The sequence below is a fragment of the Inquilinus limosus MP06 genome (assembly GCF_000767795.1).
In the GTDB taxonomy this organism is placed as follows: Bacteria; Pseudomonadota; Alphaproteobacteria; order DSM-16000; family Inquilinaceae; genus Inquilinus; species Inquilinus limosus_E.
This window is the reverse complement of sequence record NZ_JANX01000145.1, coordinates 1-11,761: the sequence shown is the minus strand read 5'-3', so window position 1 is coordinate 11,761 and position 11,761 is coordinate 1. Positions and strand designations below refer to the sequence as shown.

The 11,761-nt window shown below is 64.5% G+C and carries 9 protein-coding genes; all 9 read left to right on the top strand.

Features of this window, described 5'->3' with window-relative positions; genetic code table 11:
- The first annotated feature begins 503 nt into the window (after window positions 1-503).
- The gene (locus P409_RS13730) at window positions 504-719 is read left to right on the top strand and encodes a hypothetical protein (protein ID WP_034837326.1); all 216 of its coding nucleotides are present in this window, start codon (window positions 504-506) and stop codon (window positions 717-719) included.
- A gap of 229 nt (window positions 720-948) precedes the next feature.
- Window positions 949-2,730, top strand: a complete 1,782-nt coding sequence (locus P409_RS13725) for an ABC transporter ATP-binding protein (protein WP_052120575.1) — start codon at window positions 949-951, stop codon at window positions 2,728-2,730.
- A 1-nt stretch (window position 2,731) separates the two neighbouring features.
- Window positions 2,732-4,087, top strand: a complete 1,356-nt coding sequence (locus P409_RS36235) for a glycosyltransferase family 4 protein (protein WP_052120573.1) — start codon at window positions 2,732-2,734, stop codon at window positions 4,085-4,087.
- Window positions 4,088-4,173: 86 nt separating this feature from the next.
- Window positions 4,174-5,625 carry a glycosyltransferase family 4 protein gene (locus P409_RS13715; protein ID WP_081991492.1) on the top strand — a complete coding sequence of 484 codons (1,452 nt, stop codon included), beginning with the start codon at window positions 4,174-4,176 and terminating at the stop codon, window positions 5,623-5,625.
- Window positions 5,626-5,783: 158 nt separating this feature from the next.
- Window positions 5,784-6,683, top strand: a complete 900-nt coding sequence (locus P409_RS36230; protein WP_238578682.1) for a class I SAM-dependent methyltransferase — start codon at window positions 5,784-5,786, stop codon at window positions 6,681-6,683.
- A 10-nt stretch (window positions 6,684-6,693) separates the two neighbouring features.
- Complete coding sequence (locus P409_RS36225; protein WP_052120568.1) at window positions 6,694-8,988, top strand: glycosyltransferase; 2,295 nt, start codon at window positions 6,694-6,696, stop codon at window positions 8,986-8,988.
- Window positions 8,985-10,178, top strand: coding sequence for a glycosyltransferase family 4 protein (locus P409_RS13700; RefSeq protein WP_034837318.1), 1,194 nt, complete (start codon window positions 8,985-8,987; stop codon window positions 10,176-10,178). Before P409_RS36225 ends, P409_RS13700 begins: the two co-directional genes overlap by 4 nt.
- Before the next feature lie 316 nt (window positions 10,179-10,494).
- A complete protein-coding gene (gene rfbA, locus P409_RS13695; RefSeq protein WP_034837315.1) occupies window positions 10,495-11,367 on the top strand; it encodes a glucose-1-phosphate thymidylyltransferase RfbA in 873 nt (290 codons plus the stop codon).
- A 79-nt stretch (window positions 11,368-11,446) separates the two neighbouring features.
- The coding region (locus tag P409_RS13690) for an HIT domain-containing protein (protein ID WP_034837312.1) at window positions 11,447-11,761 on the top strand (315 nt) is incomplete at its 3' end.

The window sequence follows — 11,761 nt, the reverse complement described above, 5'->3', positions numbered from 1 at the left end:
GGGCAGTGCGGCCGCGGGCGGCGGCCCGGATCAGGCGCGGCGACAGCGCATCGACGCCGCGGCCGCCCGCCCTGTGGCGAGCGTCCGGTGCGCGAAAGGGCTGTGAAGGGCCGTCCTGGTCATCGTCGTGTCCTGCCTCGTCTCGCCGAGGGAACCACGACCTGCATCGTGGCGCTTTAGCGGTTGGTGACGCGGGCGCAAGCTGCTTCCCATCAAATCGCCGCGGGCCCGTCTGCGGTGGGCCGGTTCCGTGCCCCTAGATATAGCGCGACTCCGGGCAGGTCAACAAACTGCGCTATGCGGCCTGTGGATTTCTGAATTTCACAGCTAAAATATGCCCTAGTCGACGGCCGATCGGGAGCGATCGTGTCAACTTCATGTCATGCATGCTTACCATTGCTGCACTGCAAAAAGTCCGATCCTGGCCCGGCGCAGACGTCCTACATTAAGAGGCGTATAAGGGGAACACAGAGAGGCCGGTCTCGCCGGCAGATGAGGTAAGTATGCATATCGACGTTCTGGACTTCGCTCCCGCCACCACCCGCCCCGCCGGCGCCTTCGCCCGCCTCCGCGCGGCCGTCGCCCGCCGCGTTGCCGAGCGCCGCGAGTACAAGCGGGTCTACAGCGAGCTGCTGATGCTCGACCGGCGCGAGATGGACGAGCTGGGCATCGGCCCGGGCGATTTCGACGCCATTGCCCGCGGCACTTTCCGCCGCTGAGCCTTTCAGAGCCGAGGCGCAGCCACCCAGCTCAGGGCCGGCCGCGACTCCGCGACAGCACAGGGCGCCCGCCCGCCGCAGCCGCACCAGACGGCTGGGGCCGGCCGCGGCGCCCTGTTCGCATTCCGCACCTGACGCGACTGTCATTTGGCGGATCGGCCGGACGGCGCTATATGAGCACCCCATGAGCAAGAGAGCACAGACGGCCATCGGACCGCGGACCGGCCAAATGACGGATTGGCAGATCGCGAAGCGGATGCTCCGCGAGCACATGAAGGGCCATTTCTGGCGCTTCGTGATGGCCTTCCTGTGTCTCGCCGCGACCGCTGCCGCGACCTCGGCGATCCCCTACGCCCTGCAGCACACGCTCGACGGCATCTTCACCGAGAAGAATGCCGAGCTGCTGATGCCGATCTCGATCGCCGTCGTGGTCATCTTCTTCATCCGAGGCGCCTCGACCTACGGCTTCACCGTGGTGATGAACAGCATCGGCCGGCGGATTGTCGCCGAGCTGCAGATGCGCATGTTCAGCCGGAAGATCTGGGACGATCTGGCCAGTTTCCATGCCACCGCCTCCGGCCATCTGGTCAGCCAGTTCATATACAACGTCCAGGCGGTGATGGGCGCGGTCTCGACCAGCGCGGCATCGATCGGGCGCGACGCCACCACGCTCCTCGGTCTCCTGGTGGCGATGTTCTACATGGACTGGCGGCTGGCGCTGGTCGCCTCCATCACCTTCCCGCTCTCGGCCATTCCGGTGATCAAGGTCGGCCGCGACCTGCGCAAGGTGACCCGCAAGTCGCAGTTCGGCATGGGCGAGCTGACCAGCTACCTGACCCAGGTGTTCCAGGGCATCCGCCACGTCAAGGCCTACAATGCCGAACACCGCACGATCAAGGCGACCGAGACCTTCGTCCAGGCGGTCTCGAAGCTGTCGCAGCGGATGACGCGGATCAAGTCCTACAACACGCCCTTCATGGAAGTGCTGTCGGGCATCGCTATCGCCGGCGTGATCTTCTACGGCGGGTCGCAGGTGATCAGCGGCAACCGGACCACCGGCGAGTTCACGGCCTTCATCTTCGCGCTGATCTCGACGTACGACCCGCTGAAGCGGATCGTGAATACCTGGGGTTCGGTGCAGGTGGGGATGACCGCGGCGGAGGGCATCTTTGCCATGATCGACAAGCAGCCGACGATTACCGACCGTCCCGGCGCCGCGGTGCTGGACCGGGTGACCGGCACGATCCGGCTCGAGGATGTGCATTTCTCCTACGGCCCTGCCATCCCGGCGCTGCGCGGCATCTCGGTCGAGATCCCGGCCGGCAAAACGGTGGCGCTGGTCGGTCCGTCCGGTGCCGGCAAGTCGACCCTCCTGAACCTGATCCCGCGCTTCTATGACCCGACCGAAGGTGCGGTGCGGATCGACGGGCACGACATCCGCGAGGTCACACAGCATTCGCTGCGCGAGCAGATCGGCCTCGTCAGCCAGGAGACCACGCTGTTCGACGCCACGGTGCGCGACAACATCGCCTATGCCCGGCCCGGCGCCAGCCAGGAGGAGATCGAGGCGGCGGCCCGCGGCGCCGCGGCGCACGACTTCATCCTCAGCCTGCCGCAGGGCTATGACACCCAGATCGGCGAGCACGGCGTGCGCCTCTCCGGTGGACAGCGGCAGCGCCTGTCGATCGCCCGTGCGATGCTGAAGAATGCGCCGATCCTGCTGCTCGATGAGGCGACCTCGGCGCTCGACACCGAGAGCGAGCGCCAGGTGCAGGACGCGCTGACGCGGCTGATGGTCGGTCGCACCACGCTGATGATCGCGCACCGCCTGTCGACCGTGCGCGGCGCCGACCTGATCTACGTCTTGGATCAGGGCCAAGTCGTCGAGACCGGCAACCATGCCGAGCTGCTGCAGCGCGGCGGCCTCTATGCCCGGCTGTGGACGATGCAGACCGCCGAGGACGAGCAGGCTGGCGGCGAAGCGCGGGCCGTCGTGGCGGTGGCGGGGTAGGATGGGGGCTCGATCCCTGGCGACGGGCGAGCGGCCGCCGCGCCTGTTCTGCGACATGACCCCGATCCTGGCGCATGCGCGCGGCCATACCACCGTGACCGGCGTGCAGCGCGTGGTGCTGCGGGTGGTGGGGCATCTGGTGGCGACGCACGGGGCGGGGGCGATTCGCGGCATCGCCTGGCATCCGAAGCTGCGGCGGGTGGTCGAGATCGACCTGTCCTTCCTCGGGCCCGACTACAGGTTCGAAGCGCACCATGCCGAATTCGTGCGCGACATGGCGATCCCCTATGACGCCGGAGGGGCGGATCGGACGCCGCTTCGCCGGCTTGCGGCGAAGCTTGGCCGACTGTGCTGGCGGCTGGGAGTTGCGTCGGGTTTCGGCCGGCGCCTGTCGCAGCCGACGTTGACCCCGTCGGATCGGATCTTCGTGCCGGTGCCGACGCTCCGCAACGACCCGTACATCACCTTCCTGGCCGGCCGGAAGGCGGCTGGCAATACGGTGTTCCAGCTGATCCACGATGTCATTCCGGTGAAGCTGCCGGAGCTGGCGAAGCCGGGGCATCAGGCCGAATTCCGGCGCTTCCTCGAGCGCGTTCCGGACTACGTGTCCGGCTTCCTGTGCGTGTCGGACCAGACCGAAGCGGATCTCCGGGAGGTCTTGCCGGCTGCCGGTAAGGGCATCCCCAGCCAGGTCACGCCGCTGGCCCACGAGTTTGCCGGCGATGTGGCGGATGATGCCGTGGTGGCACCGGCCGTGCGTGCGATCGCGGAGACGCCATTCGTGCTGTGCGTCGGCACCATCGAGGTGCGCAAGAACGCCTATGCCCTGGTCAGGATCTGGGACCGGCTGCGGTCGGAGCTGGGCTCGCAGCTGCCTCGCCTGGTGCTGGCCGGCCAGCGCGGCTGGCGGACCGAGGATCTGTTCGATCTCCTGGCCAAGACCGACAATCTCGGCGGCACGGTCGCGGTGGTCGAGACGCCGACGGATGCCGAGCTGGCCTTCCTCTATCGGCACTGCCTGTTCACCGTCTTCCCCAGCCTCTATGAGGGCTGGGGTCTGCCGATCGGCGAAAGCCTGTGGTTCGGCAAGCTCTGCATCGCCTCGAGGACCTCCTCGATGCCGCAGGTCGGCGGCAACCTCGCGGACTATATCGATCCAGGAGACGAGGGCGATCTGAGGCAAGGGCTGTCACGCGCCGTGACGGATCCCGCATATGTCAAGGAAAGGGAGCGGATGATCGAACGAGCCGCGCTGCGGGCATGGCGAGACGTTGCAGAAGATGTCTATCTTGCAACCGTGCCGTCCGCGGCCGCGCCGTCGACCAAGACCGACCGTGAGCTTGCGAGCATCGCTTAGCCGGGGCCTGCGTCTGCCCCCTATGCAGGCCGATACCCGACAATTTCGGCGTTGCGAGAATCCGTGGATCAACCGTGTAGGCCAGCATGGATAAAAGCAGGACAATATACTTTGATGTCAGTGATGTGCTGGTGTTCGCTCGATCGAACAACCGGCTTAGCGGAATTCAGCGCGTATCGCTTGAGATCATTAAATATGTATCTGAGAAATATAGCGACAATGACCTACGGTTGATCTGCTTTCATCCAATTCTAAAAAAGGTTGTTTGGTTTTCGGCTAAGCCATTTGGATCGGAATACGTATACGATCACGTCGAATTCTGCCGATATTTCGATATCGTTCCCAACGAGGCTGGCTTTCTCAAGCTCAGGGAGTATTTGAAGGGGCGGTACAAGAGTTCGTTTAAGCGGCGCCTGCATGCCGTTCGGCTGCGGCTGCGCAACGCCCTGGATGGCGGAAGGACCTTCGCCCGCCATAAGATCCGGCCAAAGCGGAGTCAGGTTCTTGGAGCCAGGAATGCCATCGATGTCTCCTTCAAAAAGGGAGATCTCGTGTTCATATCGGGTGCTACGTGGGAAGCGTTGTTCGACGACTACCTGACCTCTCTCGAGCAGGCTAAGGGCCGAACAGGCATAGAGGTGTGCCAGTTCGTGCACGATCTGATTCCCCTGGTGTCGCCGGAGCATGTCGTAAACAACATGCCGGAGCGGTTCTCGGGCTGGATCGAGCGGATGTGCCGTCTCGCCGATCTTTTTCTGGTGAACTCGGAGTCGACGCGGCGCGATCTGGAACACTTCATGCGCTCGCAGATGGGATATATCGCTCCGATCCAGGTGGTCCCCCTCGCGCATGAACTTCTGCTTCCTGAAAGCCGGGAGGGGGCGCCTTCCTCAGCCAAGCTGTTCGATCCCGAACGGCACAGCTTTGGCGGGCATCGCATCCGGTCGGAGGTTCTCAACGCCGCACTCCTGCCTTACGTCTTGGTGGTCGGGACAATCGAGTCGCGGAAGAATATCTGGACCTTGGCCGTCGTCTGGCAGGAGGTCCACCGTCGCCTTGGCCTTGATACACCGGTTCTTGTTTTTGCGGGCAAACAGGGGTGGAGGAAAGAAGCCTTCGACAGTTTCCTTCAAGGGACCGGGCATCTCGGGGGCTATATCCGAATCGTCGATCGGCCGGATGACTTCGAGTTGGCCTATCTCTACAAGCGCTGCCTGTTCTCGGTCTGCGTGAGCTACTACGAGGGCTGGGGCCTGCCCATCGGCGAGAGCCTCTGGTTCGGGCGCCCCGTCGTCGCCTCGAATGTGAGTTCGATGCCCGAAGTCGGTGGGTCGCTGGTCGAATACGCGGATCCCTATGATCCGAGATCCATCCTGGATGCTTGCCTCAAGCTGATCACGGATGACGCTCACCGCGAGGCGATGGCGGGGCGGATCCGCCGGGAGGATCTGCGCCGCTGGTCCGATGTGGCGGAAGGGATCTGGCAGGCGCTGAGCGCACCGGCCAGGGCGAACCCGTCTGGGCATGACGGTCGATAGGAAGGGGCGAGGGGCGTCGGTCACGCGGCGCCGCGCTGATTGAGTCGGGTGGCAAACTCTGGCACAAGGCTGCCCCGGCGAGGACGGCTGCGATCGATCGTGAAGGGGCTGCGATGGGACTGCTGAGATCTTTGAGACGTCGCATCGAGCGACCGCTCGTGAAGCGCGTGTCGAAACAGATCGAACCTCGGTTCCGGGCGATGGAGGAGCGGCTGGACCGGCTCGATACCGGCTGGCGCCAGCACATCCCGGCATTCCTCAACTCCGTGTCTTCGGTGGGAGCCTTCGGGCACGAGCTGGCCGGCCTCCGCGGTGAGGTAACGGAGCTGGGCGGGGCGCAGCAGAAGGCCATAAGAGACATGGAGCAACGCCTCGAGTCACAGGCCGCTGTCTTCCAGAGATCCGCGGCCTCTGCTGATCAAAGCATCGGGAGGCTGTGGGACCGTGTCGAGTTTGTGCGACGCGAGGTGATGTACGAGATGGCCTATGGCCGATCCGCGGCCAGGCAGAGCGGTGGAGAGGTGGAACGCCGCGTCGTCAATCAGCAGCGGATCGACGAGCAGCGCAATGCTGGCGGCATCCGGCTGAATCTCGGATGTGGCCACATACCCCTGGATGGATATGTCAACGTCGACATGAGGGAATTGCCAGGGGTCGACATCATCGCCGATGCCGGCGATATTCCGCTGGAGCCGGAGAGTGTCAGCGAGATCTTCTCGGCGCACATGCTCGAACACTTCCCTCAGGAAGAAGTGAAACGACGCCTGTTGCCCTATTGGCGAGAGCTGCTGGTCAAGGGCGGCCAGTTCCGCGCCATCGTGCCCGATGGCGAAGCGATGCTCGCCGGGGCTGCGGCGGGAACCTACCCGTTCGAGGACTTCAGGGAGGTGCTGTTCGGCGCCCAGGACTATCATGGCGATTTTCACTACAACATGTTCACGCCAGAAAGCCTTTCCGCATTGCTTCGCGAGGCTGGTTACATCGATATCGCTGTCCCGGTGAAGGGGCGGGTGAACGGCAAGTGCTTTGAGTTCGAAATCCAGGCCAAGCGCGGGTAAAGTGCTTTCAATGACCAGTGCTCTCGCGGAGAACGCGGAATTGCCAAAGATTTCCATCGTAATCAATACCGATGGGCGCGCGGAGAGCCTGGCCGAGACCTTGAAGAGCTTTGAGTATCTGGAATATGATAGCTTCGAGGTCTGTGTCGTCTGCGGGCCGACGCCGGATCGGACCAAAGACGTATTGAGGGCTTGGGGCGGAAGGATAAAGGTCGCCTCCTGTCCCGAGCGGAATATTTCGATATCGCGCAATATCGGAATCGCGATGGCTGACGGCGATATTGTCGCCTTTATCGACGACGATGCGATTCCTGAGCCGGAATGGTTGCGGGATCTGGCCGAGAGCTATCAGGATCAACGCGTTGCCGCGAGCGGTGGCTTTGTCTACAACCACACGGGGGTTGAATTCCAATGGAAGTTCGGAACTGTTGATCGGCTGGGCCGTGCGGATCTGTCCTGGGATCGCCCGGCCACTGAACTGAACTTCCCCTATACCACCAACTTCCCCCATCTGCTGGGGGCGAACAGCTCCTTCCGCCGGGATGTCATCGTCTCTGTCGGCGGTTTTGACGAAGAATATGAGTACTTTCTGGACGAGACTGACGTCATCTGCCGGGTGGTCGACGCGGGCTGGGCGGTCGCCCAGCTCGACAAAGCCTATGTCCATCACAAATATCGGCCTAGCCATATTCGGAACGAAAGTAAAATCGTCAAGCACTGGTATCCGATAATCAAGAACAAGATTTATTTTTCAATCCTCAATGCCCGAGGCCATCACAGCATCCAGGATGCCGTCGAGGAAGCCGCACGCTTTGTCGCCAACTTCAGGAACGAGGTGAACTGGGCCATCTCGGTCGAGCGGCTGACGGAAGACGACCGCACCCGCTTTTTCGAGGAGGCCGAGAAGGCCTGGCGCGACGGTCTTGAGCGAGGGCTCGCCGGCCGGCGGCGGCTGATGACGAAGGAAACCCTCGATGCCTTCCGCAGCCCCTTCCTTCCCTTTGTGTCCGCAGCGCCCGCAGGCGGGCGGCGGACCTATTGCTTCCTGACCCAGTCCTATCCGCCGCAGGCGGTTGGCGGCGTGGGACGCTATGTCCATCAATTGGCCCGGAGCGTCGCGGCCTTCGGGCATCACGTCCATGTGCTCACGCAGGGGGAGGGGCACGATCGCGTCGACTTCGAGGAAGGAGTGTGGGTCCATCGTCTGCTCGCCAGCCCTGATGCGGTGCCGGCCGCACCTGCGGAGCCCAGCGTCCCGCAGCACATCTGGGCCCACTCGGCGACAATGGCGCGTGCGGTCGATGCGATCGCGGCCAAGCGTCCGGTGACAGCGGTCTGCGCTCCGATCTGGGATTGCGAGCCGGTTGCCCTCGTGCTCGATCGCCGGGTGCCCATCTGCTGCAGTCTGCACACCATGCTGCGGTCCTGGCTCGACAGCCATCCTGAGCGCGCCGCCGATACGAAGTTCATGCGGGAGTTCGGCACGCCGATGCTTGCGCTGGAGCGGTTCGTCCTCACCCATTCGGACCGGATCGTCGCCAACAGTGCGGCGATCGTGGCGCAGACGCAGGATGCATATGGTCTCAAGCTCGAACCGGACCTCCTGTCGCTCGTGCCGCACGGGCTGGAGGATTGGACGGCGCTCCCCGCCGACGATCCGCCGGTCCTGCCGCAAGGGATGCTGCGCCTCCTCTTTGTGGGCCGGCTCGAGGCGCGCAAGGGGATCGACGTGCTGCTTCAGGTGATTCGCTCGCTTCTGACGCGGCATCCGCATCTGCATTTCGACGTGGTGGGCAATGACACGCTACCTGGTCCTCAAGGCGTGACCTGGCGTGCCGCCTTCGAAGCGGATCCGGGCACCGAGACCATCCGCTCCCGTGTCGTCTTCCACGGCGAGGTGGACGACGCCCGGCTGCGCGGGTTCTATCGCGGCTGCGACATCTTCGTCGCGCCGTCGCGATTCGAGTCCTTCGGCCTCATGCTGCTTGAAGGTATGATGTTCGCGAAGCCGGTCGTGGCCTGCAGGGCTGGCGGCATGGTGGAGGTGATCGAGGAGGGTGCCAGCGGCCTTCTGGCCGAACCCGGCGATGCGGCGTCCCTTGAGGCTTGTGTCGAGCGGCTGGTGCTGGATGCCGATCTCCGTCGCCGGCTCGCTGCGGGAGCCAGGGCGCGGTACGAGGCCCGCTTTACCGCTGCTCGTATGGCCTCCGGCGTAATCGAATGTCTCGATCGCGCCGCTCGGGATTTTTCCGGGAGGCGCCTGGCATCCGGCCCGGGGTGGCGGCAGGCAGGAGGGGCCGCATGACCCTCGCGATGCCTTCGCCTATGGCCGAGCGGCAGATGGCGGTGAAGCCTCTGCGGGTGGCGATCATCTGTCCCGTCGTCGTGCAGCATGATGCCATTTCCGCCGCAGCCTATGACACGTATCAGGCGCTGGTCGCAGATCGTCGGTTCGAACCGATCGTCCTCACCTGCAAGAGCGATTTTCCCGAAATCCGCGCGCAGATCGTTCATGGTGCCGCCGATCTCCTGACAAACTCTGCCTATCTGCAAGCAGATGTCCTGCTTTATCACTTCGGCGTTTACAACGAGGTGTTCGATACGCTGCTGCTAGGCAATGGCCGCGCCCGGCGTGTGGTCTATTTTCACAACATTACGCCACTCGAATTCGTGCCGCCGACGCATCGATCGGTGATCAGGCAGTCGTTCCAACAGCTCTGGAATCTCAAACACGCGGACGAGATCTGGCCCGTCAGTCCTGTCAACGAGCGGGAACTCCTGGACCGCGGTTTCGATCCGTCGCGCCTGCACGCCGCGCCGCTGGCGGTCGAGACGCCATCGTTGAGTTACCTGGAACAGAAGGCGCTGTCTCCGGTCGATATCCTGTTCGTCGGGCGAATTGTTCGAGCCAAGGGCGTGCTCGATCTGCTTCAGGGGCTGGGGCAGGTTCATCGTCAGTTCGCGTCCGCGATTCGCGTCCGTATTGTCGGAAATGTTTCGTTCTCCGACCGGGCCTATGTCGACGCTGTCCGGGCCGCCATCGCCACGGCTGGATTTCCCGTCGAGTTTCTGGGCACCGTGGACGATGAGCGGCTGCACCAGCTCTATCGATCGTCTCATGTTCTCGCGATCCCGTCCTATCATGAGGGATTCTGTAAGCCCGTCGTCGAGGCGCTGCGGGCGGGGTGCATTCCGGTCGGCTACTCGGCGCACAACTTGCCCAATGTCGCGGGCGGTCTGGGCCGCCTGGTGGCTACAGGCGATATCGCGGCGCTCGGTGAGGCGCTGGCCCAGGTGGTCGACGGAGTCGCGCAGGCGCTCGCATCGCCGGAACGGGAATGCCTGGTGCTTGACCGGGGGGAGATGTCGGCCCGCGGCTTTGACCGCGAGGCGAAGCGGCATGTGGAGGTTTTCAGCTTCGATAAGTTTGCCGAGACCGCCCGGCACCGCATCGTCGCGCTGAGTGGGAATGGCGTGGGGCACCCGCATGGGTGACGCAGCCGGGAGATAGTGTTCGCGACTGCCGATCATGTGCCGGTATGATCCTCGATCATTGCGACGAAGTTCTCCGTAAAGCACCTGCACGTTTCTCCGACCGCGCCGGAGCCGAGGCCGGCCGGGATGAGTCCGAACTTTGTGGTGCGTCGAGGGGCTCTGTGGCCCATCGTTGACCTGAACCGATTCCGACGGCTCGTGTTGGACGTCGTCGGCAGGCATGGCTCGTGGCTTGCCACGGGGGAGCTGCTGCGGTCTCGTCTATCTGGAGTTGAGCGCGATTCCGTTCCCGACCCACCCATCCACCGGAGCTCCCATGAAAGGCATCATCCTGGCCGGCGGCAGCGGCACCCGGCTGCATCCGCTGACGCTCGCGACCTCCAAGCAGCTGATGCCGGTCTATGACAAGCCGATGATCTACTACCCGCTCAGCGTGCTGATGCTGGCCGGGATCCGGGAGGTGCTGGTCATCTCCACCCCGCACGACATGCCGCAGTTCCAGCGGCTGCTCGGCGACGGCTCGCAATGGGGCATGGCCTTCGAGTATGCGGTACAGCCCAGCCCTGACGGGCTGGCCCAGGCCTACATCATCGGCGCCGACTTCGTCGCCGGCGGCCCGTCGGCCCTGATCCTCGGCGACAACATCTATCACGGCCACGGCCTGCCGGAGCTGCTGGCCTCGGCCGCGGCGCAGCCCTCCGGCGCCTCGGTCTTCGCCTATCACGTCGACGATCCGGAGCGCTACGGCGTGGTCGGCTTCGGCGCCGACGGCCGGGCCGCGACGATCGAGGAGAAGCCGCGCAACCCGACCTCCAACTGGGCGGTCACCGGCCTCTACTTCTACGATGCGGAGGTGGTCGACATCGCCGCGAACCTGAAGCCGTCCGCCCGCGGCGAGCTCGAGATCACCGACGTCAACCGCGTCTATCTCGAGCGCGGCCGGCTGCATGTCGAGCGGATGGGCCGCGGCTTCGCCTGGTTCGACATGGGCACGCATGACAGCCTGCTCGAGGCCGCCAGCTACGTGCAGACGCTGGAGCGGCGCCAGGGCCTGCGCGTCGCCTGCCCGGAGGAGATCGCCTATCTGCGGGGCTTCATCGACCGCGAGCAGCTCGTCGCCCAGGGCCGCCGGCTGGAGAAGAGCGGCTACGGCAAGTATCTGCTGAAGGTCGCCGAGGGGCTGGTCTAGCGGCTCCGCCCGGCCGTTGCGCGGCCGAACCGGCGTCGCCGATGGTGGCGGCGCCGCCACCCAGCCCGAGGACCGATCCATGTCGCTCGACGGGACCTATGATCGCGACAACGTCTTCGCCCGGATCCTGCGCGGCGAGCTGCCGGCGGCGAAGGTGCATGAGGACGACGACACCCTGGCCTTCATGGACGCCTTCCCGCAGTCCGAGGGCCATGTGCTGGTGATTCCCAAGGCCGGCACGGCCCGCAACCTGCTGGAGGCCGACCCCGCCATGCTGGCGCGGCTGATGGCGACGGTGCAGCGGGTCGCGGCGGCGGTCCGCGCGGCGCTGCGGCCGGACGGGGTGATGGTGGCCCAGTTCAACGGCGCCGCCGCCGGGCAGACGGTCTACCAT

Bases quoted from the DNA above. Each gene is read 5' to 3' on its own strand.
- P409_RS13730 (WP_034837326.1), top strand. From the start codon at position 504: ATGCATATCGACGTTCTGGACTTCGCTCCCGCCACCACCCGCCCCGCC.
- P409_RS13725 (WP_052120575.1), top strand. From the start codon at position 949: ATGACGGATTGGCAGATCGCGAAGCGGATGCTCCGCGAGCACATGAAG.
- P409_RS36235 (WP_052120573.1), top strand. From the start codon at position 2,732: ATGGGGGCTCGATCCCTGGCGACGGGCGAGCGGCCGCCGCGCCTGTTC.
- P409_RS13715 (WP_081991492.1), top strand. From the start codon at position 4,174: ATGGATAAAAGCAGGACAATATACTTTGATGTCAGTGATGTGCTGGTG.
- P409_RS36225 (WP_052120568.1), top strand. From the start codon at position 6,694: ATGACCAGTGCTCTCGCGGAGAACGCGGAATTGCCAAAGATTTCCATC.
- P409_RS13700 (WP_034837318.1), top strand. From the start codon at position 8,985: ATGACCCTCGCGATGCCTTCGCCTATGGCCGAGCGGCAGATGGCGGTG.
- rfbA (WP_034837315.1), top strand. From the start codon at position 10,495: ATGAAAGGCATCATCCTGGCCGGCGGCAGCGGCACCCGGCTGCATCCG.